This is a genomic window from Nitrosomonas sp., from assembly GCA_016703745.1.
GTDB lineage: Bacteria > Pseudomonadota > Gammaproteobacteria > Burkholderiales > Nitrosomonadaceae > Nitrosomonas.
Map to the genome: position 1 here is coordinate 894,292 of JADJBK010000006.1, position 24,382 is coordinate 918,673.

Sequence of the window (24,382 nt, forward strand, 5' to 3'; positions counted from 1 at the left end):
TTTCTCTTTTACCTGCCTGATTCTTTTATTATGGAATTTTCAGCAACTTCCCATTGGTTATTGCGACAAACTAATTTATGGTCACAACAGATGCTATTTTGTTCGTTCTCTCCGGGCAGCACGACTATGACGATCGTGCCCTCTGCTCGCAATCTGGCGATAATTTCATTCAGCGCATGATCAGTTGGACACCATGGTGCGAGAATAGCCTTTGGGCGATCATTACTGTGAACCAAACTTGCTAACTGCTTTAAATCAAAACTAAATCCGGTCGCCTGTCTGGCCCGGCCAAATACTTTTCCGATTTCATCGTAGCGACCACCTAATGCAATTGCATTCGGGTAGCCAGGCGTATACGCTGCAAAAACGATACCCGTATGATAGTGATAACCACGTAAATCTGACAAATCAAAGGTCAGACTGAATACCTCTGAACGTAGCGTATTAGCTACTGTTTCCAGTTGATCCAACGCCAAATTTATTTCTGTGTAATTCGGCAAATAACGTCGCGCCTGTGCCAGAACAGTCTCATCACCATACAATTCTGGCAGTAGTAATAATGCATCAGCTGCCACCTTGTTCAGATGATTATCTAACTTTTCCCTTACCAACTCTTGAAGCGCGACGATGTCCTTGGCTTGCAACGCGGTATAGAGCTCCCACTCAAGTTCTGGCGATATCTTGGCATCTTGTATCAAGCTGCGAAAAATATTGACATGACCAAAATCAAGTTGAATAGATGGAATACCCGAAGCAAACAAACTGGCAAGCAACAATCGCTGGATTTCAATATCACTTTCTATACCCGCATGTCCATAAAGCTCGGCACCCATCTGGAAGAGCTCACGAGTGCGAGCTATTTCGCATGGAAGAGCATGTACGGCACTACTGGCGTAACACAAACGGGTAACACCTGACTGATGATTCAATAAATGAGCATCTATTCTGGCGACCTGCGGCGTCATATCTGCTCGCAACCCCATCATTCTGCCGCTAAGTTGATCCACCACCTTAAACATTCTTAGATTCATGTCACTACCACTACCAGACAACAGCGATTCGACATACTCCAGCAAGGGTGGTATGACGAACTGATAGCCATGAACATGGAACAAGTCCATGATACTACGACGCATTTTCTCAATATGCGCCGCGTCATTCGGCAGCACATCTTCAATATACTCAGGAAGTAACCAGTTTGGCATAGGCAGGTGACATGATCTACCTGAAATTAAGGAAGATCAGAATAAGACAGTCCAGTTGTTGGCAAAGCTAATTGTTGACCAGATAAAGTATAAACAACCCTATTAACATAGCGGTAAGCCCCATAAAGCGTATTTGTCCATCATCCATTTGCAGAAGTTTACGAAAAACCTCCCGCCACGCTCCAGGTAACATAAAGGGAAATATGCCTTCTAACACCAGCATTAACGCAACTGCCATCAATAATGTATTCAACATAGCTTATATCCTGGATTGATCGACACAAGCAGTTTTATTTAGATAAAGCTGAATCTTATACATAATGTCAGCTATCCAGATAAAAAAACCGGTCTACTTTATTTTGCCGTAACTGGTAAAGCAAACCGGTCTTCCATCAGGGTGAATTGCAGTCAAATACTGACTTCAAGTTAGAGCAGTCAAGAGGAGTAGTTACCGAGCAGCACAAAATACGCTGATGATACTTAAGCTATCCAATCTTTAACTCAACACACTATCTTTACTTACCTTCACCAGATGATTTTTTCAGGAATTTAAAAAATTCTGAGCTAGGTTCCAGGACAAGCAGATCACTTTTATCCTTAAAAGATTGCTTGTACGCTTCTAGGCTACGATAAAAATCATAGAATTTTGCATCTTTCTGAAATGCAGTTGCATAGATCCCTGCAGCCTGACCATCACCATCACCCATTATTTTCTGAGCTTCGCGATAGGCTTCTGCCAAAATGACTTCACGCTGCCGATCCGCATCAGCTCGAATTTTTTCACTCTCAGCTGCTCCGGTTGATCTTAATTCATTTGCAACTCGTGTACGCTCAGCTTCCATTCTCTGATAGACAGAATCACTGACTTCTCGAGGAAGGTCTACACGTTTGAGCCTCACATCGATAACTTCCACGCCAATTTTACGCGCATCAACATTGGCCTTCTGTCGCATAATTTCCATGATGACGTCGCGCTCTCCAGACACAACATCATGAACTGTTCTGTTACCAAACTCGTCACGCATGCTGGAGTTAATAGTTTGTGACAACCGGGTCTGTGCCAATGCCTCATCTCCATTGACACTGACATAGTATTGCCTAACATCGACAATTCGCCATTTAACAAATAAATCTACCAGAACGTTTTTCTTTTCCGAAGTGATAAAACGCTCGGGTTCATCGGTATCCATGGTCAAAATTCTGGATTCAAAGAAACGAACATTCTGAACAACAGGTATTTTGAAGTAGAGACCTGGGGATGTCTTTACATCGACAACCTCTCCCAGCTGGAAAACAACGGCCTGTTCCCGCTCATCAACAATATAAATAACGGAGCTACCCAGCATAGCAATTGCCACCAGCAATCCGGTTAATGTTGTGGAAATGGTTTTCATCTTATCTTATCTCCCGTTCACGACTACGAAAGGACTCACGCGAACGCATACCCGCTTCTTGAGAAAACTCAGGAATACTCTGAGGCTTCATTCCCGAAGAAGATTGAGCAGCAGCGGACTCCACTTGCATCAATTTATCCAGTGGCAGATACAACAGGTTGTTACCACCCTGCTGATCAATCAAAACTTTGCTTGTGCCAGAGAGAATTTGCTGGACAGTATCAAGATACATCCGATTGCGGGTGACATCTGGCGCTTTCGAATATTCAACAAGAATCTGTTCAAAACGACTTGAATCACCTTCCGCTGTTGAGATCACACGCTGTCTGTAACCATTGGCTTCTTCCATCAAACGTGCAGCAGCACCGCTTGCTCTGGGAATAACGTTGTTGGCGTAGGCCTGACCTTCATTAACCTGGCGCTCTCTATCCTGACCCGCTTTAACCGCATCGTCAAAAGCAGCCTGCACCTGCTCGGGTGGTTGCGCATTTTGCATGGTTACCCGATTGATTTGAATACCAATCTGATAACGATCAAGAATGGTTTGCATCAACGTAGTCGTTTCTGCCGCAACTTGCTCACGACCTTCATAAAGTACGAAGTCCATTTTACTGTTGCCGATTATCTGGCGGATCGCGGTCTCAGCAACCTGTAGCACCGAAGTTTCCGCATCTCGATTATTAAATAAGAAGTTTTCCGGGCTACTCAGAATATATTGAACAGCAAACTGAATATCGACGATATTCTCATCGTCCGTCAACATCAGCGATTCTTTGAGTACCTTGCTTCGAACATTATTCCGATAGCCGATCTCAACCGTACGAACCTGGCTGATATTGACAGTCTCAACTTTTTCAATAGGTGTTGGCATATGCCATCTCAATCCAGGCGTAGTTGTTTCAATATGCTTCCCAAATCGCAGGACTACGCCTCTTTGGCCCTCGTCAACAATATAAAAACCACTCGCCACCCAAGCCACGGCGAGTAGAACAACAATCACAACAATACCTGCACCACCGTGTTTGCCACGACCCTCGCCGGAGTCGCCACCCTCGTTATTACCATTTCCACCTTTTCGACCAAAAATTTCATTAATTCTTTGATTAAAAGTGCGGAATATATCGTCAAGATCAGGTGGGCCTGAATTACCCCTCCTTTTTCCCCACTGAGGATCATTTAAACCCATGATATTTGTTCCTTTCTATTATAAAAATTAAACAACCATACTGTGCTCATTGCACTACACACCGGTGCGGCGAAAAATGATCCATCTGGTTAGCTGAAGACTGATTAGATGCTTCCGTCATTGCAATCTGCAGAAACTCCAGTCCTTCTCCTGTTTTTGCGCTGAGCCGAATGGCGCTGATTCTATCATACTCATCACGTGTGCAATTTGCAGTCGAGTTCGATTCGGTTTTATCGATTTTGTTCAATACCAGTATTTGCGGAATAGTATCGGCACCAATTTCACTCAGTATTTTATTAACTTCTGCTATTTGCCTGTCCCGATTCACGCTGGAAGCATCAACCACATGCAACAACAAGTCCGCTTGGGTCGTTTCCTCAAGTGTCGCGCGAAAAGCTGCTACCAAAGTGTGCGGTAAGGACTGAATAAAACCAACCGTATCGGAAACTACAATCGAACCATAACCAGGAAGATATAATTTTCGGGTTGTGGTATCCAGGGTTGCAAATAATTGATCTGCTGCGTAAGCCTCAGCACTAACGAGCCGATTAAACAAAGTTGATTTACCCGCATTGGTATAGCCAACAATTGATACTGAAAATACAGCGGCGCGTTTTCTTGAACGTCGCTGAACTTCTCGCTGCCGTTTAAGCTTTACCAGCTTTTCCTTTAACAGCTTCACACGTTTACCAAGTAAACGGCGATCTGTTTCAAGCTGTGTCTCACCCGGTCCACGCAGGCCGATCCCTCCTTTTTGGCGCTCAAGATGGGTCCAGCCTCGAATTAGACGAGTCGAAAGATGTTCCAGTTGCGCCAGTTCAACCTGTAGCTTTCCTTCGTAACTTTGCGCGCGCCGCGAAAAAATATCCAGAATCAGGCTGGTGCGATCAATAACACGACATGACAAAGCATTGGACAGATTTCTCTGCTGCACTGATGACAAATCATGATTAACGATCACCATCGCTGCCTTAGTTTGTACTAGTATCTCCAAAATTTCCGCTACTTTCCCCTTCCCGACAAAGGTAGCAGAATCCGGATACTTTCGCTTGCTCTCGACGATAGCCGCTACCGATATCTGATTACTGGATGCCAGCAATCCAAGCTCATCCAAACTATTACGCTCAATTTTGTCAAAATCAACATCGACCAGAACTGCCGTATTTTGCCTGATTAGCGCTTCATCAGCATCACGAATCATCTTCCTCCGTCAGACCGTCAGCCGCAATTGGCAACGATATCGCCTTAGCGGGCACCACGGTTGAAATTGCATGTTTGTAGACCATTTGCGTAATAGAATTCCTCAACAACACCACATACTGGTCGAATGAATCGATATGTCCCTGTAGTTTAATTCCATTGACCAGGTAAATAGAAACTGGAATACGTTCTTTTCGCAATATATTCAGAAAAGGATCCTGCAACAATTGCCCCTTAACAGCCATTTTTTCTGCCCTCCCAAGTATAATTTCTTAATTTATAGTTATTTGCTTCTTCAGGACAGTTATCGTTACAATCAATTACCCACTACGATATCATGGTCTTGAGAAGCCAGTCTGCCACACAATGACAATTTTAGCCAACAGTGAAATCCAAAAAATAAAACGAGTCACCAGCGAGAATTCGCGAAATTAGCAAATATCGATATCTGACGATCATTAGTCTAACATGCCATATCAGATTTTCTGATATCCGTCCCACCGCACTCTGGCGGCAGGAAACCGAATTCTAAAAGTACTTCCATGACCCGGTTGGCTGATAATTTCTAATTCGGCTTGATGATGGCTAAGAATATGCTTGACAATTGCCAATCCTAATCCAGTCCCACCCGTTTCTCGAGAACGCCCGTGGTCAACCCGATAGAAGCGCTCAGTTAACCTTGGAATATGTGATGGTTCGATACCTATACCACTATCCTGCACAAAGAACACTCCTTCGTCACCTTCCCGAACCCAGTGCAAGGAGATATTGCCATCTCGCGGGGTGTAACGCACTGCGTTGCTGACAAGATTGCTGAAAGCGCTGCGGAGTTCATCTTCGTTACCCGATATCACCGCTTCTCTGGCAATATTCATTTCAACTTTGTGACGACCCGCACTCAAAGACTGTGCTTCCTGATAAATTCCCTGCATAAGTTTCGCGATATCAATCTTTTCTTCTTTAGGTGCGTTTTGAGAATTTTCCAGGCGGGATAAAGTTAGGAGATCTTCGATTAGTCGATGCATTCGAGTGGCCTGATGTGCCATCAATTCAAGTGCATTTTGTTCCATTTTCCCTAATTTTCCACTATCGAGCAAAGTCTCCAGAAAGCCGCCAATAACCGTCAAAGGTGTGCGTAATTCATGAGAAACATTGGCAATAAAATCACGACGCATGATTTCAATTTTTTCGAAACGAGTGATATCGCGGCTAATCAGTAACTTTTCACTATCTCCGTAGGGCACCAGCTGTAATGATAGAAAAATATATTCTTTTCGGGATAGTTTTAATTTGACAGGTTGACTGAAATTACCGGAATTCAGGTAGTCGACAAACTGGATCTGTCGCACGATGCGAGTGATATGCTGACCAATATCCAGTTTAAGATTAAGCCTCAGATGCGTTTCCGCAGCCAGATTGCACCATTCAACCTGATCATTGTCGCCCAAAATAACGACTCCCTCTGGCATAGCAGAAGTTGCGCGATGTAGTCGGTCGAGAGCATGCTCAAACCGATGAACTTCATTCTGATGACGCCTCAGAAGCCTTGCCACCCGCGCAAAAACCAGCCCCCACATACCAGGTCCATCCGGAGCATTCAGATAAGACATATTGCTGCTACGCAGCCACTTATCCAAACGAAACAAGTTATAGTGGTGATAGATTATTATTCCCAACAGGCCAATACTGAACACGCTCAAAGCGGCAACAATATTGAAAATTGCCCAGATGATCAACGCGATAATTGTCAGCCCTACCACACCAGTTAAACTTTGTGAATTGGAGTTCACTACTTTAAATTAGCGGAGACTATGTGACATATTTGAACCATCGCCTGGCGAACAGTCCTGCAGGAAGAAATGGAGAATTTTCTTAGGCAACCATTCAAGTTTTCCCGGAAAAGTACCATGAATGAATCCGACATGGCCACCCTGGTCAGGAAACTCCAATGAAACAAATGGTGCAATATCACCTGTAACCGGCAATGCATGTTCTGGCAAGAAAGGATCATTACGCGCATTGATCAACATGGTGGGCACTCGTATATGATTTAACCATTGCTTACTGCTGGATTGTTGCCAGTAATCTTCGGTATTTCGAAATCCATGCAAGGGTGCTGTCACCAAATTATCAAATTCATACAAAGAATTACACGCCATCACAGCTTTAATATCCAACAACCCAGGGAAGCATCTATTTTTATCCACCACTTTACGTTTCAGGGAAGCCAGAAAATGCTGTGTATAAATCCGGTTAAACCCGGAATCTAGCGTGTTGCCTGCTGCAGCCAGATCGACCGGTGTGGAAACCGCAACGGCACCCGCAACCATTGCTTTCGCTCGCTCACCCTGCTCTCCCAGCCACTTCAGCAAAGCGTTGCCACCCAATGAAACCCCAATAACATAGCAACGAGAATTACCTGTAAAACGATTTTTCATGATAACTCTACGTATCATCGAATCTATTTCTGCGGAATCTCCAGCGTGATAAGCCCGTGGCAAACGATTGGGGTATCCCGAGCACCCACGAAAATGGATAACAGCACCACGCCAACGCATGACTTGCAACAAACGCATGATACTCAACGCATAATGGCTGTGCGACCCGCCCTCAAGCCCATGCAATAAAACCACTAAAGGTTTATCCGGCTTGCCATCAAGCCAATCTACATCAATAAAATCACCATCTTCCAGCTCCCAGCGCTCCCTTCGGTAACAGATCGGCAGCTTTCTGCTCAACAAATAGGGATAAATGGTTTGTGCGTTACCACCCAGCAGCCATTTCGGCGCACGGTAAGCCGGAAAACGATCGATCCCCGTTATGGTAAGCGTATCAATCATTACAAAATAACCAGATTATCTCTATGAATCAACTCAGGCTCATCTACATACCCTAAAACTGATTCAATCTGACTAGATGACAGGCGCATGATTTTACGAGTCTCGCGTGCATTATAGTTAATCAATCCACGTGCTATCTCGCGACCATTTGGCTCTAGACAAGCGACAGCTTCGCCCCGTTCAAACTCACCCCTGACTTCCTGCACACCCACAGGCAACAGGCTTTTTCCTTCCGATACCAGCACCCTGACAGCGCCACTATCCAGCACAAGGCCACCCCGAACCTGCAAATGATCAGCCAGCCATAATTTACGAGCAAGGTGAACTGGCATATCTGCCAGCAAGCAGGTGCCCAATATTTCTCCCTGCATCAATCGTCTCAAGGCATGCTGTGTTCGCCCTGAGGCGATAAGAGTATGCGCACCGCTACGCGCTGCACGTCTTGCCGCCATGACTTTACTTTGCATACCCCCCCGACCTATTTCACTACCGGCCCCCCCGGCCATGGCTTGAATTGCCGGATCACTCGCACTCGCTTCAGCAATCAGGGCAGCACTCGTATCCTTACGTGGATCACTGGTGTACAAACCTTCCTGATCAGTAAGAATCACCAGCACTTCCGCCTCAATGAGATTAGCTACCAATGCAGCCAGATTATCATTATCACCAAACCGGATTTCATCAAAAACCACGCTGTCATTCTCATTAATAACCGGAACGACACCCAAACCAAGCAGTGTGAGTATGGTCGATCGCGCATTCAAGTACCGTTTGCGATTGGAGAGATCATCATGCGTCAGCAAAATTTGTGCTGTTTGCAAATCATACTTGGCAAAACTTGTGGCATAGGCTTGCGCTACCCCCATCTGTCCCACAGCCGCAGCCGCCTGGAGTTCAAACAATGCCGAAGGACGATTTTTCCATCCAAGGCGCAGCATACCTTCTGCGACCGCCCCGGAAGTCACCAACACCACTTCCTTGTTCATTCCGCTCATCCAGGCTATCTGCTCCGCCCAACGATCAAGCGCCTTATGGTCTAATCCCTGACCCTGATTGGTTACCAGGCTGCTGCCAACCTTAACGACAATCCGCTTCGATGATTTCAGAACTTCTCTTGACATACCATCACGTCTTTCCGGTAGTTGACCATAATGTTTCCAGATACCGCATAATGGCATATGTCAGTGCCTGACAACCTTCCCCTGTCAACGCCGAAATTGCAAACCACGGTTCATGCCAGTTCAAAGCCTTTAAAAATTCCTGATAAGCAGTGCTGCGCTCCACTTCCGATAATAAATCCACCTTATTAAAAACCAGCCAACGAGGTTTCTCAAAGAGGGTTTGATCAAACTTGTGCAGCTCTCCTACCAGTGCACGAGCAGAATGAACCGGATCTATCTGCTTGTCAAAAGGGCTCAGATCGATCACATGTAACAACAAACCTGTTCTACTTAAATGTTTGAGGAAGCGATGCCCCAACCCAGCACCCTCTGCAGCCCCCTCAATTAATCCTGGTATGTCAGCCATCACAAAACTACGACCATCATCCACTCTAACCACGCCAAGATTAGGGTAAAGCGTAGTAAAAGGATAATCCGCCACTTTGGGGCGTGCTGCAGAAACCGCACGAATAAGGGTAGATTTACCCGCATTCGGCAAGCCAAGCAGACCCACATCAGCCAACAGCCTGAGTTCCAGCTTAAGCTCAAATTTCTCACCCGGCTCACCATGCGTAAATTGCCGAGGTGCCCGATTTATACTCGATTTGAAATGATTATTGCCTAACCCACCCTGACCACCCTTCGCCAGCAACACTCGCTGCTGGTCATATTGCAGGTCTACCATAATTTCACCGGTTAAATCGTTCTTTATGATCGTTCCCACAGGCATACGCAATTCAATTTCATCTGCACCCTTACCATAACAGTCCGCTCCTCGCCCGTTCTCGCCACGCTTTGCACGAAAAATAGGTGTAAAACGATAATCAACAAGCGTATTGAGATTATGATCTGCCAACGCATAAATACTTCCACCATTGCCGCCATCCCCGCCGTTGGGACCACCCTTTGGAATGTTTTTCTCCCGACGGAAGCTCGCCACACCGTCACCACCATCTCCCGCAGCAATCTGTATTTTGACTTCATCTATGAATTTCATGAATTTTGCCTTGGAATAATACCTAACCTACTGGAAATAAAGCGATAATAACCACCTCACGATCAGTATAGGGGGCAATCACTACAGGCCACACCTTTTCCATATCGCCAAGTGCGCATACTCGCGGTAAGCAGTTCGCAAGATTAAGGTCTTGCGATATGGAGTACTCCAAGTTTACCGAAGTATGCGCTATGCTATATACCAAGCTGCATTCAGGTTGATCGGATCAATTGCGTTCCCCTCTTGGAATACTCGAGCAAGACCACCTTAAAACAGTACCTTAACTACTTATACAGTGCGTGCTCGTACAGAGACTACAAGCAAAAAGCCCCATTCATAGAATGGGGCTTTTTGCAGTCGATCCAAACACAAACCGAATATCACGCAGGAACTACTGTCACCGTTCTCCGATTTAGTGACCCTTTGACAGAAAACACAATTTTTCCATCTAGCTTAGCAAAAAGTGTATGGTCTCTGCCGATACCGACATTTTCACCTGGGTGAAACTGTGTGCCACGTTGACGAATAATAATGCCACCTGCTCTAATTAACTCTCCGCCATAGCGCTTCACACCCAAACGTTTGGAATGAGAATCGCGACCATTTCTGGAGCTGCCGCCCGCTTTCTTATGTGCCATTAATCTCTCTCCTTAAGCAGAAATACCAGTAATCTGGATCTCCGTATAATTCTGTCGATGCCCCTGGTGCTTTTGATAATGCTTACGACGCCGCATTTTAAATATACGCACTTTGTCGTGCCTACCATGACTGAGTACAGTTGCGTTAACTTTTGCCTTATCAAGCAAAGGACTACCTGTGACAATACTCTCGCCATCAGCAACCATCAAAATCTTATCCAACAAAAATTCATCACCTACCGCCACCGGCAATGTTTCCACTTTAAGTTTGTTACCAACCTCAACCCGATATTGTTTACCACCGGTTTTAACCACTGCGTACATAAAATCTCCCCATTCAGTAACCGCATATTATAGCGTTCTTACTCAATTTAAGTTGCAAGTTTTAGTAAAAAACGACTACACGTTGAAACGAAAATGCATCACATCCCCATCTCTTACGATATATTCCTTACCCTCCAATCTCATTTTACCGGCCTCTTTTGCTTTCTGCTCGCCACCAAGTGAAACAAAATCCTGATAAGAAATAACTTCCGCACGAATAAAACCTTTCTCAAAATCGGTATGTATCGCACCAGCAGCTTGTGGAGCGGTAGCACCAGCTAGAATTGTCCATGCCCGAACTTCTTTGACACCTGCAGTGAAATAGGTTTGAAGACCTAAAAGCTGGTAAGCGGCACGGATCAAGCGATTTAATCCAGGCTCTTCCATACCGATATCAGCCAGAAATATCTGCTTATCTTCATCGGACAAGTCTGCAATTTCAGCCTCCAACGCAGCACAGATAACAACCACGGGTGCTGATTCCTTTGCAGCTTGCTCCTGAATCTGCTGCAACAGCAGATTATTCTTTATTTCTTGGTTTGCAACATTAGCCACATAAATAACTGGTTTTGCTGTCAACAAGCATAACGACTTCAGCAATATCTGTTCAGATTTATCCAGAGATAGACTGCGCACCGGTTGTCCGGCATCAAGGTGTGCATACAATCTCTCCAGCAAACCGAATAAGAAAATACTCTCTTTATTACCAGATTTTGAGAGTTTATTTTCACGTAACATAGCTTTTTCAACGGTTGCCAGGTCAGCCAGCGCCAATTCGGTATGGATAACCTCCATATCAGATAGCGGATCGACCTTACCTGAAACATGAACAACATTGTCATCTGCAAAACAACGAACCATGTGCACAATGCCATCAGTTTCACGAATATTTGCCAGAAATTTGTTTCCCAACCCCTCACCCTTGGAAGCACCTGCCACCAATCCGGCAATATCAACAAATTCAACAATAGCAGGTTGAATTTTCTGCGGATTAACAATTTGACTTAGTCCATTGATACGCAGATCGGGCACTTCAACAATACCAACATTAGGATCAATTGTGCAGAATGGATAATTCTCCGCAGAAATACCCGCCTTGGTTAGCGCATTAAAGAGAGTGGACTTACCAACATTAGGCAAACCAACGATCCCACATTTCAAACTCATAATTGGATTCTCGTTAACAGATAGTAGTACACCCGAAAATAGCCACACGCAACCATATAATCTTACAGATTATTTTTTGGTATGCAGCAATAGCATGGCCTCCCCTATCCTGCCACTCATAATTTGAGGCCACACCTGCATACTTTGTTTAACAGCATGATTGATCGAAGCGGATTCTTCTTTTTCAGGCACATGTAGTACATAACTGGCAACTACTTGTCGATTCCCTGGATGACCAATTCCGATCCGGAGACGCCAGAATGGCTGATCATTCAGATGCACCAAAATATCCTTGAGTCCGTTATGACCCCCGGCACCGCCACCCCATTTCAATTTGATATTTCCTGGAAGCAAATCCAACTCGTCATGCACCACCAGTATCTGCTCTGGAAGAATTTCATAATAACGACAAATCGAGGCTACAGACATTCCGCTGGCATTCATGTAGGTCTGCGGCTTCAGAAGCCAACAATTTATATGGTCGTCCTGAATACACGCACACAAACCATGAAATTTGTGCTCTAACTTGGGTGTCACGTGATAGCTCGCCGCCAACTCATCCAACCAATTAAAACCAGCATTATGGCGAGTATCTACGTATTTTTCACCCGGGTTGCCAAGGCCAACTACCAACCTAATGGGTAATTCAGGTGCTTGCACAGATTCTAAGCAAAACTATAGAGTGGAGGTCGATCTGGGTTAAATTCAAACTCAGGAAATCTGCAGTAACCCCATAAAAATTAAACCAATCAAGATGATGCAGCTTCCGCATTAGCGCCAGCTTCGCCTGCCGATCCGCCACGAGGGGTGGTGAGTGTAGCCACTGCCTGATCGTCACCCCTTGTCAGCGCCAAAATTTCCACACCTGATGGCAATATCAAATTACTTAAATGCAAAATACCACCAATTTTCATTTCTGATAAATCAACCGTTATAAATTCCGGCAAATCTTTTGGAAGACAGGATACTTCGACCTCGGTCAGAATATGGCTCACAATACCACCAGACAGTTTCACACCCGGAGCACTCTCAGCGTTAATAAAATGCAAAGGCAGTTTGACATGCATTTTTTTGTTCTGATTGATCCGCTGAAAATCGATATGCAAAATCTGTTGCTTGAAGGGATGCATTTGATAATCACGCAGGACTACTTGAATAGGCTTACCATCGATATTGAGCGATAAAACAGAAGCATGAAATGCCTCTACTTTTAGTTTGTAATACATATCCTTATGATCCATCTCGATGGATTGTACCGCTCCATCTCCGCCATAGACCACCCCAGGAAGTCTTCCTGATGTACGCATACGACGACTAACACCTGTTCCATGTAACTTGCGAATATTCGCACTGATTTCAATTTGCATCACGTTCCCCAGAAGATAACCCGCCTATAATCAGACAGCCAAAATAATTACTTCACTCAATAAACAGCGAACTTAATGAATTTTCATTGCTTATTCTTAACATTGATTCACCAAACAAGCTCGCCACACTCAATTGACTGATACGACCACTGTTCTTTGCTTCTTCACTTAATGGAATCGTATCAGTCACTACCACTTTATCGAGCTCCGATTCCTGTATACGCGCAACGGCATTACCTGACAATACTGCGTGGGTAGAATATGCGATAACATTCAGAGCGCCCTGCTTTTTCAATGCAGCAGCTGCCTGGCACAGTGTGTTAGCTGTATCAACCATGTCATCCACAATCACGCAAGTACGGCCTTTCACTTCGCCAATAATATTCATTACTACCGATTCATTTGGTTTTGGACGGCGCTTGTCAATGATTGCCAGATCACATTCCAGGCGTTTAGCCATATGTCGCGCTCTGACTACTCCACCCACATCCGGAGAAACCACAACCAGGTTTTGATAATGACGCTTCCAAATATCGCCCAAGAGAATGGGCATTCCGTAAATATTATCCACAGGAATATCGAAAAACCCCTGAATCTGATCAGAATGAAGATCCATAGTCAACAGTCTATCCACACCAACACTGGTCAGCATGTTTGCCACCACTTTGGCCGTAATCGGAACCCTTGCCGAGCGTGGTCTTCTATCCTGTCGCGCATAACCAAAATAAGGTATAGCTGCCGTCACACGTGCCGCAGACGCACGCTTCAATGCATCTACAATCACTAAGATCTCCATGAGACTCTCATTAGTAGGCGCACAGGTGGACTGCAATACAAAAACATCATTACCGCGCACGTTTTCAAGAATTTCCACCATAATTTCGCCATCACTGAAACGCGAAACCGTCGCTCTACCTAGATTGATGTTCAGGTGCTTGACAACATCCTGAGCCAGTCTGGGATTGGCCGTTCCAGTAAAAACCATCAGACTATCGTAGGCCATGCGAAATTTTATTCCTGATAATTGAAAGTAATTACTGGCGAGAATTCACATTATTACTACAAAAAATAAATCCGCTGCTGATAGATTACCGCTGTTTGGCTGGGGAGGTAGGGATCGAACCTACGAATGCCGGAATCAAAATCCGGTGCCTTACCGCTTGGCGACTCCCCATCTTATCTAAAAATGCAACAACGGATGCTCTGCAAGCCCCTGTGCCATAAAACCACACATATCCAATGGAAGTTTTCTGAACACTTTTAATGCGCTACCTTCATCCGCAAACTCAGCAAAAACGCATGCACCCGATCCACTCATGGCGACTCTACTTGCCTCCGATTGCTGCTTTAACCATTGTAACCAATCGCCGATAACAGGTTGCATCCTTACCGCGACTGATTCAAGATCATTCTTTCCCTCACTCATGGAAAAGGCCGATATTTTGATAGGAATCGTATTGCGTGTCAACTCTTTACGCGCAAAAACCTCGGCAGTCGAAATATGTACAGGAGGAGTGAGCACTGTGTACCAGGCCGGAAGCAAAGTTAACGGGGTTAGCTCTTCACCCACACCCTCTGCAAACGCATTTTTACCACGAATAAATACAGGTACATCTGCACCCAACTCCAAACCCAGCATCATCAAACGCGTTCTATTCCAGTTAACATCCCATAGACGATTTAAGACAATTAAAGTAGTAGCAGCATCAGAACTCCCACCACCCAGGCCACCACCCATTGGAATTTGCTTTTGCAGATAAATATCCACACCCAGAGCCTTACCACTCCTCTCCTGAAAAAGTTTTGCGGCACGAGCACACAAATTATCGGTACCGGATAAATCCGATACCGAGCTCACTATATTGATCGCACCATCTTTTCTGACATCAAAAGCCAATTGATCAGAAAAATCAATAAAGCGAAATGCGGTCTGCAATAAATGATAGCCATCAGCACGACGACCAACAACGTGAAGAAAAAGATTCACTTTTGCAGGCGCTGGAAAAATTTCCAGACCAGGCAGAAAAAAACTCATTTAAATTTTACTATTTAATTTCAGAGTTTTTATTATATCAATCGGTAATACCTATCCAACGATCAATGACTAGTTTTATTTTCAGATTATCACGGCTAAGCTCAAGCAATTTTGGCAATTCCTGCATACCAGGCCTCAATGGGAAAAATATTGAATAATAAATGTTCCATCCATCCTGACGAATAGCAATAATTCGTCCATTGCGATCCAGGTCCAATTCTGCAATAGTCAACGGAGAATGAAATCCTCTGACCCAGAAGTGTAATCCTGAAAGTGGTAATACCCAACCCAATACCTGCTGTGTTAAACGCTCTATATTTTCAGCCTGATAGAGAGCGGGTTCAGCAGTAATCAAACGTACTCCGGAAATGTCCTGCTCAATACGAGCAATCGTTTGCCCCAACGGAGAAAAAAGAAGTATCTGATCCTCATCCGCACGATGCTGCCAATTGACTGTTGCAGAAAACTTTTGTTGCAAATTATGCACAGAAAGTCGTCCAGTCAGAGCATAGCTGCTCTCTTCAGCTAATTTTCCGCTTCCAGGTTGAATAACAACAGTTTTAATCTCACTATTACGAATTTCCGTAGCTGAGCAACCAATCAGTACAACCAGGAACAAGAACAATAAAAAATTACTGTGCTGACGAATAACCCACTCGCCGCCAGTTAAGTTCATTGACCTAGACTGCCTGAAGCAGGCACTTTCAGTAGAATTAACACGGACCCAATTCAACCAAAAACTAATCAGAATATATTTCTGGCACTATTTTCCTTAGTATTATTTGATTGACTATCTGGTAATACAATATTGAGTTCAAGTGTTTCCTGATTTTCATCTTGCTCAAACTTGACAGATATCGCATCCTGATCCACCTGTACATATTTTCGAATAACCTGCATCAATTCTTCCTGCAACTGCGGCAGATACGATGGTTTATTTCGATAATAGCGCTCATGCGCGACCAGAATCTGTAGTCTCTCTTTTGCAAGTGCCGCTGTTTTAGGCTTGGATAGTTTGAAGTAATCCAGCAAGCTCATTATTTACCTCCGAAAAGCTTTCTGAGAAACCCTTTTTTGCTTTCAATAAAACGATGTGGTCGTTTCTCACCGAGATAACGTGCTACCACATCAGCATACGCCTGGCCCGCATCACTTTTTTCATCCAGGATAACAGGAACCCCTGCATTAGAAGCAGTCAGAACCGATTTTGATTCAGGAATAATCCCCAGCAAATGAAGTGACAGGATCTCCTGAACATCCTCCAGACTAAGCATCTCACCCGACTCCACCCGACTTGGATCATAACGTGTCAACAACAGGTATTCCTTGATCGGATCCATCGCCAGCTCGGCACGGCGTGATTTACTTGCCAGGATGCCCAACATACGATCCGAATCCCGCACAGAGGATACTTCCGGATTGGTCACCACCAAGGCATCATCAGCATAATACATTGCCAGATAAGCGCCTTTTTCAATGCCGGCGGGCGAGTCACAAACAATATACTTAAAGTCTTGCGACAACTCTTCCAACACCCGGCCCACACCTTCAAGACTTAATGCATCCTTATCGCGGGTTTGTGATGCGGGCAGGATATAGAGCTGATTACAGTTCTTGTCCCGGATTAACGCCTGATTGAGATTAGCCTCGCCATTAATGACATTTACAAAGTCATAAACCACCCGTCGCTCACACCCCATGATTAAATCAAGATTTCGCAGCCCCACATCAAAATCGATAACTGCAGTTTTATGCCCTCGCTTGGCCAATCCCATAGCAATAGCAGCGCTGGTTGTCGTTTTTCCAACGCCACCCTTACCCGATGTGACAACAATGACTCTTGCCAATTGAATCTCCTTCCCAAGAAAAATGTAGATAATTAATCAAGTTGCGCAATAATCAATGCCTGCTCCTGCAGAAAAACCTGAACCGGCTTTTTGCTGACGATATCCTTCAAATCTTCACTTGTTTTGTAAACACCTGCAATTGAGACAAGCTCTGCCTGCAAATCCAGACAAAAAAGGCGCGCAGCCGTGTCACCCTGCACACCCGCCAAGGCTCTACCCCTCAGCGTATTATAAACGTGAATATTACCCTCAGCCATAATCTCGGCACCAGCACTGACCTGCGCCAGGATAACCAGATCACCATTGGCATAAATCCGCTGACCAGAGCGCACCGGCTGAATCACAAGTGTTGCGGGGGCACGAAAAACTTCTTTGATAATTTCAACAGATGCTTGCGGTTGATACGGAATATCCGGCTTGCTTTGCGTCTCTAACAGCATGCTCCCGCTGCTGCGACCAGAGTCAACCGGTATCGATAGCGCCAATGCTTGTTGCTGCTGAGCATCATTCCCACCCCTGATTCCAATCGGAAATATATGCATTTCACGCAATATTGAGACCAACGCATCGATATCAACCGACAATCTCTTATGATTTAATTCTGTTAAATCAAATAGTATTGCTGAATTATTAAAAAAATCTGGCACACCAGAAATTTTTTCTTTCAGTTTTTCAGTAATTAAATCTATTTCATTGCTGTATAAAACCAGCACGGGCGCAAAAAAAGTGCTGCTTTTTAGCTCCAGAACAAGAGACTGCGATCCATCCATGTCACGATTTATGAAGTTTCCGCAAAACTGATCACGCGGCAAGGCAAATTAAAATTAAAAAGGCAGAATCAGGAATGTCCAGCCACCCATCATGCTATACCGTTCATTCAATGGAATAAGCTGATTTAACAAATTATAGAACCGCCGATTATATTACACTATCTAATCAATGGAACAACAAACGGACATTGCGGCACAAACCATAAAAACCCAATAAACGAAGGAGTCTTCTCTCGATTTTTACCGAAAATGCTGGATGACCATTGGAGAAAGCCATGAAAATGCAATTGCCACTCAACCCGTGTTTGTCGCTTGTTTTACTTTTTATTCTCAGCGCATGCAGCAACATGCCGACCGTGATCAGAGATTTCACAGCAGTTGACATACCGTATCAGCTCGCCAACCAGAATGTCGATAGCTACTTAGACACACCTGTACGCTGGGGTGGCACGGTTATCGAAGTAGAAAACGAGACTGATTCCTCATCAGTGCAGATACTTTACTATCCACTGGATCGCAATGGTTTTCCACAAACCAGCTACAACGGAGAAGGGCGATTCGTCGTCAGAACCCGTGATTTTCTAGATCCCGCCATTTTAACCAAAAACAGTAAAGTTACTGTAACCGGAACCCTGACAGGGGGAATAGAACGCACGGTCGGTAGTAAATTAATTCGTGTTCCACTCATCACATCTCAAGCAATTTATCTATGGCCAAAAGGTTACGGCATAAATCAGGCATATGGATTGGGTCGATATCCCTATAGTTACCATCCTTATCCGTACTTTGGATATCACCCATTCTTTTTGAGGGGCTACTATGGGCGAGGCTGGTATTATTGGTAATGCAACAGATTATTGGACCTATCTCTAGCACTCAGACTAGTTGAATCGTTTTGATATCAACAATATTAAACCGCACTGTCACGTTATTACTAATCCTGCTGGCTATCGCCGGGATAACGCTTGGTGCAATCTTTTATCTGCTGATTGATAGCAAACCACTGGTTTCCAGAGAAGTGCAGGTCACCCATGAACATATTGCTCGCGTTAAAAGCATTTTCGATACGCACCGCTACCAAGTTAGACCAGGCTCCACCGCCACCGCTACTATAAAGTGGGAAGATTTAGATACTATACTCAATTATCTGGCACACCATCTAAGACACGGACGCGCGCAATCTAAGCTGCATCAGCAGGAAGGGCGTATCCAGATCAGTCTGCCCATCCCTGAGATAGCCGCCTTAGCTAATAAGGCCTATGTTAACCTCGAAGCGTCATTAGTTGAATTTAAAGGACAGCCAGCTGTTAAATCACTGCGTATTGGCAAGCTAACCATACCAGACAGCCTGACTAATTTCTTTCTTCAGCAGCTCTTGACCAGATTAAAAATGATCAGCCCTGACGTGCGTGTTGGCATAGAGGCATTTCAGAAAATAGACATCTCACTCGATGGAATTGCAGTTACCTATTACTGGCAAGGCTGGGATAGCGATCAGAGCAACTCACTTTCATTCAGTGCCCCCTTTTTTGATCAGCAGATGATTGCAAAGCTGCTCCGCTACCATACTTTTCTCAATCAAATTAACCAACAGAACCGCGCACAGTCGATTACGCTTTCTGAAGTGCTGACCAAACTCATGCAGGAAACCGCCCGCGACCCGTCATACACCAATGCCAGAGAAGAAATGCGAGTAGCAATACTGGTAACTGCATTTCACGTACTACAGCTTCCACTCAAACTCATCGCCCCTGAAGCCGCTAAATGGCCGCCTTCAGCTCGGGTAAGAATTACTCTGGATGGGCGAGCAGACTTTGCGATGCATTTCATCTCATCGGCTGCCATAGCGGCCTACACCGATACGGTATTATCTGATGCCATTGGGCTTTATAAAGAACTGGAAGACGCGCGAAGCGGCAGCGGGTTTTCATTCAACGATATCGCCGCCAACCGTGCCGGTACCAGTTTCGCAGCTAAAATAATGAAAAATCAATCCTCAGCCCAAAAAATACGCTCAACCATCCTTGCCGGCATTGATGATAGCGATCTGATGCCCTATTGGGCAGATTTACCTGAACACCTCGGCGAACAAACCTTTTTAGCTAAATTTGGGGGCTTGCATACAACTACTTATCAAGAATTAATTGACAAGATTGAACAACGCGTATCCTCTTTGAGATTACTTCATCACTGATACCAAATTCAAAGGCTCGCCCAGTGAAAGCAGAAATAAGCGCAACTCTGCCGCCAAAGGCGCTTCCAGCAGCAGGCGATTATTGGTTAATGGATGCGAACAGGAAAATTTTTCAGCATGTAAAAACATGCGTTTCAGCGGCACATCTTGTCCATTTTTTCGTAACTGCTTGTTTAGCTCAAAATCTCCATATTTATCATCACCCGCAATTGGAAAACCCAAATGAGCAAGGTGCACCCGGATCTGATGTGTTCGCCCTGTTTTCAGCTCCGCACTTAATAAACTGAAATTATCCCAGTTTTGCTGCAAGCAAAAAATAGTATGTGCCTGCTGGGATTTGATTTTCTCATCTTTTCCATTACTGCCAGCAACCGCCACACGGCGCTCCCCTGCCGCCGTTACGTATCTATTGAGTGGAAATTTAACATTCTGGATTAAATTGTGCCATCTCCCTGACACTAGCACTTGATAACTTTTATGCACTCGGCCTTCACGAATCTGCTGATGCAAATTAATCAGTGCCTGCCTTTTTTTTGCCAGCAAAAGTATGCCCGAAGTCTCGCGGTCAAGCCGATGGACGAGCTCAAGAAATTTCCAGCCTGGATGCTGCATGCGCAACTGCTCGATTACACCATGACTAATCCCACTGCCTCCGTGTACCGCTATGCCTGCCGGTTTATTGACTACCAGTAAATTTTCGTCTTCAAACAGAACGGGGAACTGCGTCATCTGTTTCTCAAAGTTAACTGGCAAGATATTGTTCTTACAGCTAACGGGAGGAATTCGCACTTTGTCGGCCAATTGCAAGTGATAACTGGCAACTATACGTTTACTATTTACACGCACCTGCCCACTGCGCAGCAATTGGTAAATATGGCTTTTGGGTACGCCTTTAAGTAATTTGCACAAAAAATTATCGATTCGCTGCCCTTCCGCTGTCTCATCTATCTGTTTTATAACCACGCGATCTGGCATAATAGTACTTGGCATAGTGGCTTTGCTGGTTGTCCGGCTACCCATGGGATTTTTGCCAATATTTTTACCCGTAATTTTCACACCCGAATTCCTTTAATTTTGCTTTCTAAAACCTGTCGAGATTACACACTCAATCTATGTTTGTGGATCAAATTCCATATTTTCAGATTCGGAAAGCAGACTGTTTTGTCTGGTTAATGTCGCTCACCACGTAAAGTAGCGATAGTAAATAAATTACGCGCTTAAGACATAGATAGATTTCGGTTCCTGACTTCAGGCAACGCAAAGCAGATAATTTGCCACCACATGAAGACATTATTTATAGCTAATTCAATATGTTATATTGATAACGGATCCAGGCTGAATGGCAACCTAAATTGGTTATTTTTAATCACCATCTATACCATTGACTTTCTGATGGCAATTTACCAAAACAATAAATCCAAATACATGCCTGCCATCGGAATATCATCCTTGTCGGACCTGCTGACCAAACGGCTTCTACCGAACAGTGAACAACCAGTCTGCCCATGTACCAAGCGCGGGAGGCACTAAATGAAACGAATGTTATTCAACGCGACTCAGCCGGAAGAATTGCGTGTCGCGATTGTCGATGGACAGAGACTTATCGATCTTGATATTGAAATCGCTGGCAAGGAACAGCGCAAAAGCAATATTTATAAAGCAACCATCACCCGGCTGGAACCAAGTCTGGAAGCCGCCTTTGTTGATTATGGCGCTGGCCGACATGGATTCCTGCCCTACAAGGAAATTGCACCCACCTGTACTAGCAACCTAACTGGCACAACCGGCAACCGCATTGCTGATCTACTGCGTGAAGGACAGGAGCTCATTGTACAGGTTGATAAAGATGAGCGCGGCAATAAAGGTGCTGCTCTTACCACTTATATTTCGCTGGCAGGTCGTTATCTGGTTCTGATGCCAAATAATCCACAAGGCGGAGGTGTCTCTCGACGTATCAGCGCGGAAGAACGAGCTGAATTACGTGAGGTCCTTGCCAATCTCCAGATTCCTGATGGCATGAGCGTGATCGCACGAACTGCGGGAATAGGTCGCAGCGAAGAAGAGCTGCAATGGGATTTAAATTATCTCGTTCAACTCTGGCGTGCAATTGAGGAAGCCGCAAATAACCAGAATGGAATTTTTCTGATCTATCAGGAAAGCAGTCTCGTTATACGCGCAATCCGCGATTACTTCCACGCCGAAATTAGTGAAATCCTGATCGATAATCCAGAGATATATGAACAAGCCAATCAATTCATGGCGCATGTCATGCCAGCAAATGTGGAACGGCTTAAACTGTATCAGGATGACATACCGCTCTTCTCTCGCTTTCAGATAGAACATCAGATTGAAACTGCCTATTCCCGGCAAGTCACGCTACCCTCCGGCGGCTCGATCGTGATTGATCATACCGAGGCATTAGTATCCATCGACGTCAATTCCGCACGCGCAATCCGTGGATCCGATATTGAAGCGACTGCTTTCAATACTAATCTCGAAGCCGCTGATGAGGTTGCACGACAGCTACGCCTACGTGATCTTGGTGGATTGGTAGTCGTGGATTTCATTGATATGGAAGTTGCTCGCAACCAGCGTGAAGTAGAATCAACGCTCCTAAAAGCGTTGCGCCTTGATCGCGCACGTGTTCAAGTTGGAAAAATTTCCAGATTTGGATTGCTCGAACTCTCCCGGCAACGCCTGCGTCCTTCACTCGGAGAAGGAAATTACATCCCCTGCCCTCGCTGCCATGGCACTGGCCACATCCGAGGCACAGATTCTTCTGCACTGCATATCCTGCGAATCATTCAGGAAGAAGCGATGAAAGAACATACCAGTCTGCTACAGGTGCAGCTGCCTGTTGATGTCGCTACCTTTTTACTGAATGAAAAGCGTTCGGAAATATATCGACTGGAAGCAAGACTGAAGGTGGGCATCATTCTGGTTCCCAACATTCACATGGAAACCCCTAATTACATTATCAACCGACTGAAACATGAGGATCTCAAATCAACTGAATTACCCGCCAGTTATGAAATGGTAGAAAAAATTTCTGAAGAAATACTACCCACTTCAAATGCCCAGGAGAACAAGACATCACAGCCCAAAGCAGCAGTTACCGGTATCAAACTTGATCAACCTGCACCAGTTCGTGAAGAAAAACCCCGAGAATCACTCTCGTTTTTAGATAAATTTTTTAGCCTGTTCAAATCCAATAGTGGACAAAATCAGACTCAATCGATATTGACGCCTGATGAAGAAAAAGAAAGAAATGCCCGCGCTGAACGTAATCGCAACCGCCGGGACCGTAATCGTAACAAACGAAGTAAACCCCTGTCGGCCAATCAATCTCCAGAGGGCAATAATGCTGCGATCACGAGCAAATCATCGCTTGAAGCATCTGAACTGCCGCCTGATAATTCCGTTACCAGCAACGATATTACTCCGGGGAAATCGCCCAGAGAGAGCAATCGCAGACCAGCCAGATACAGCAACCCAACCCAGACCCTCCCAACCGACGAGGCGGCATCGACTCATCTGGAAATCATCGAACCGGATGAGACATCATCCTCTCTCGAATCTTCTGATGACATAAAGGCAGAAGAGCGGCGAGGACGCCCCCGTCGCCGTCGTGGTGGTGCAAACAGGAATCGCTCAACGCGACCCAATGATACTATCGAGACCAATACGGTACCTGCAGATGATTTATTTCAGTCAGATAAGTCAACAATAGAAGTTATAGCAGCTCCTGCCAACATAGCTGAGATCAGCCCCACCATACCGATTTTAGATAGCAAACCAATCGAATCGGATTCTGGTATGCCAGGACATCAGCAAGCAACCGTCCCTCAATCTATCATTTCAGCTAACAACGAACGTAACGAGCCGGATCTCTCCAAAAGTGGTCTGATCATGATCGAAACTGCACCGGAGAAAGTTATCGCTGCTGCCGAAGTGATGCCAGCGCCACCAAGGAGAGTACGCGTTCGCCAGGACAACGTAGAATCTCAGGCCACTCATTCGGAACCTTTGGTGCAGATTGAAACCAAAAATTAACAGAT

Annotated in this window: 25 protein-coding genes and 1 tRNA gene; 3 read left to right on the forward strand and 23 right to left on the reverse strand. The window is 45.0% G+C overall.

Annotation, left to right across the window (positions count from 1 at the left end):
• Positions 1–8: 8 nt before the first annotated feature.
• The 22 genes from IPG31_05170 to minC all read right to left on the reverse strand — a co-directional run bounded on the left by IPG31_05170 (position 9) and on the right by minC (position 18,130).
• Positions 9–1,205 (reverse strand): ATP phosphoribosyltransferase regulatory subunit, encoded by a 1,197-nt coding sequence (locus IPG31_05170; GenBank protein ID MBK6617779.1) that lies wholly within the window; start codon positions 1,203–1,205, stop codon positions 9–11.
• A 67-nt stretch (positions 1,206–1,272) separates the two neighbouring features.
• Entirely contained in the window at positions 1,273–1,461 is a 189-nt protein-coding gene (locus IPG31_05175) for a DUF2065 domain-containing protein (protein ID MBK6617780.1), read from the reverse strand.
• A gap of 259 nt (positions 1,462–1,720) precedes the next feature.
• Positions 1,721–2,599, reverse strand: coding sequence for a protease modulator HflC (gene hflC / locus IPG31_05180; protein ID MBK6617781.1), 879 nt, complete (start codon positions 2,597–2,599; stop codon positions 1,721–1,723).
• A 1-nt stretch (position 2,600) separates the two neighbouring features.
• Positions 2,601–3,785, reverse strand: coding sequence for an FtsH protease activity modulator HflK (gene hflK, locus IPG31_05185; GenBank protein ID MBK6617782.1), 1,185 nt, complete (start codon positions 3,783–3,785; stop codon positions 2,601–2,603).
• A 46-nt stretch (positions 3,786–3,831) separates the two neighbouring features.
• A complete protein-coding gene (gene hflX, locus IPG31_05190) occupies positions 3,832–4,986 on the reverse strand; it encodes a GTPase HflX (GenBank protein ID MBK6617783.1) in 1,155 nt (384 codons plus the stop codon).
• A complete protein-coding gene (gene hfq / locus IPG31_05195; protein ID MBK6617784.1) occupies positions 4,976–5,230 on the reverse strand; it encodes an RNA chaperone Hfq in 255 nt (84 codons plus the stop codon). Before hfq ends, hflX begins: the two co-directional genes overlap by 11 nt.
• Positions 5,231–5,461: 231 nt before the next feature.
• Entirely contained in the window at positions 5,462–6,775 is a 1,314-nt protein-coding gene (gene phoR, locus IPG31_05200; protein MBK6617785.1) for a phosphate regulon sensor histidine kinase PhoR, read from the reverse strand.
• Between the two features lie 9 nt (positions 6,776–6,784).
• Positions 6,785–7,825: an alpha/beta fold hydrolase gene (locus IPG31_05205; protein MBK6617786.1), complete on the reverse strand. Its 1,041-nt coding sequence runs from the start codon at positions 7,823–7,825 to the stop codon at positions 6,785–6,787.
• On the reverse strand, positions 7,825–8,946 hold the full coding sequence (locus IPG31_05210; protein ID MBK6617787.1) for a glutamate 5-kinase: 1,122 nt from the start codon (positions 8,944–8,946) through the stop codon (positions 7,825–7,827). The genes IPG31_05205 and IPG31_05210 overlap by 1 nt, the downstream gene beginning before the upstream one ends.
• Before the next feature lie 4 nt (positions 8,947–8,950).
• On the reverse strand, positions 8,951–9,982 hold the full coding sequence (obgE, locus tag IPG31_05215; protein MBK6617788.1) for a GTPase ObgE: 1,032 nt from the start codon (positions 9,980–9,982) through the stop codon (positions 8,951–8,953).
• 380 nt (positions 9,983–10,362) lie between these two features.
• Positions 10,363–10,620, reverse strand: coding sequence for a 50S ribosomal protein L27 (gene rpmA, locus IPG31_05220; GenBank protein ID MBK6617789.1), 258 nt, complete (start codon positions 10,618–10,620; stop codon positions 10,363–10,365).
• Positions 10,621–10,632: 12 nt separating this feature from the next.
• The gene (gene rplU, locus IPG31_05225; GenBank protein MBK6617790.1) at positions 10,633–10,944 is read right to left on the reverse strand and encodes a 50S ribosomal protein L21; all 312 of its coding nucleotides are present in this window, start codon (positions 10,942–10,944) and stop codon (positions 10,633–10,635) included.
• Positions 10,945–11,019: 75 nt separating this feature from the next.
• On the reverse strand, positions 11,020–12,111 hold the full coding sequence (gene ychF, locus IPG31_05230; protein MBK6617791.1) for a redox-regulated ATPase YchF: 1,092 nt from the start codon (positions 12,109–12,111) through the stop codon (positions 11,020–11,022).
• A gap of 69 nt (positions 12,112–12,180) precedes the next feature.
• On the reverse strand, positions 12,181–12,750 hold the full coding sequence (pth, locus tag IPG31_05235) for an aminoacyl-tRNA hydrolase (protein ID MBK6617792.1): 570 nt from the start codon (positions 12,748–12,750) through the stop codon (positions 12,181–12,183).
• A 110-nt stretch (positions 12,751–12,860) separates the two neighbouring features.
• Positions 12,861–13,478: a 50S ribosomal protein L25/general stress protein Ctc gene (locus tag IPG31_05240; GenBank protein ID MBK6617793.1), complete on the reverse strand. Its 618-nt coding sequence runs from the start codon at positions 13,476–13,478 to the stop codon at positions 12,861–12,863.
• A gap of 52 nt (positions 13,479–13,530) precedes the next feature.
• Positions 13,531–14,481: a ribose-phosphate pyrophosphokinase gene (locus IPG31_05245; GenBank protein MBK6617794.1), complete on the reverse strand. Its 951-nt coding sequence runs from the start codon at positions 14,479–14,481 to the stop codon at positions 13,531–13,533.
• Between the two features lie 96 nt (positions 14,482–14,577).
• A tRNA-Gln gene (locus tag IPG31_05250) sits at positions 14,578–14,652 on the reverse strand.
• Between the two features lie 6 nt (positions 14,653–14,658).
• On the reverse strand, positions 14,659–15,492 hold the full coding sequence (gene ispE, locus IPG31_05255; GenBank protein ID MBK6617795.1) for a 4-(cytidine 5'-diphospho)-2-C-methyl-D-erythritol kinase: 834 nt from the start codon (positions 15,490–15,492) through the stop codon (positions 14,659–14,661).
• A 58-nt stretch (positions 15,493–15,550) separates the two neighbouring features.
• The gene (gene lolB, locus IPG31_05260; GenBank protein MBK6617796.1) at positions 15,551–16,189 is read right to left on the reverse strand and encodes an outer membrane lipoprotein LolB; all 639 of its coding nucleotides are present in this window, start codon (positions 16,187–16,189) and stop codon (positions 15,551–15,553) included.
• A 68-nt stretch (positions 16,190–16,257) separates the two neighbouring features.
• Entirely contained in the window at positions 16,258–16,551 is a 294-nt protein-coding gene (gene minE / locus IPG31_05265; protein MBK6617797.1) for a cell division topological specificity factor MinE, read from the reverse strand.
• Positions 16,551–17,360, reverse strand: coding sequence for a septum site-determining protein MinD (gene minD, locus IPG31_05270; protein ID MBK6617798.1), 810 nt, complete (start codon positions 17,358–17,360; stop codon positions 16,551–16,553). The genes minE and minD overlap by 1 nt, the downstream gene beginning before the upstream one ends.
• A gap of 32 nt (positions 17,361–17,392) precedes the next feature.
• Entirely contained in the window at positions 17,393–18,130 is a 738-nt protein-coding gene (gene minC, locus IPG31_05275) for a septum site-determining protein MinC (protein MBK6617799.1), read from the reverse strand.
• 281 nt (positions 18,131–18,411) lie between these two features.
• Here minC and IPG31_05280 point away from each other — a divergent pair, with 281 nt between their 5' ends.
• Both IPG31_05280 and IPG31_05285 read left to right on the forward strand, forming a co-directional pair.
• On the forward strand, positions 18,412–18,975 hold the full coding sequence (locus IPG31_05280) for a Slp family lipoprotein (GenBank protein ID MBK6617800.1): 564 nt from the start codon (positions 18,412–18,414) through the stop codon (positions 18,973–18,975).
• A gap of 53 nt (positions 18,976–19,028) precedes the next feature.
• Positions 19,029–20,324, forward strand: a complete 1,296-nt coding sequence (locus IPG31_05285; GenBank protein ID MBK6617801.1) for a hypothetical protein — start codon at positions 19,029–19,031, stop codon at positions 20,322–20,324.
• Here IPG31_05285 and IPG31_05290 read toward each other — a convergent pair.
• Entirely contained in the window at positions 20,310–21,344 is a 1,035-nt protein-coding gene (locus tag IPG31_05290) for an RluA family pseudouridine synthase (GenBank protein MBK6617802.1), read from the reverse strand. The two genes, IPG31_05285 and IPG31_05290, sit on opposite strands and share 15 nt — an antisense overlap.
• A 510-nt stretch (positions 21,345–21,854) precedes the next feature.
• Here IPG31_05290 and IPG31_05295 point away from each other — a divergent pair.
• Positions 21,855–24,377 (forward strand): Rne/Rng family ribonuclease, encoded by a 2,523-nt coding sequence (locus IPG31_05295; GenBank protein MBK6617803.1) that lies wholly within the window; start codon positions 21,855–21,857, stop codon positions 24,375–24,377.
• Positions 24,378–24,382: the final 5 nt, after the last annotated feature.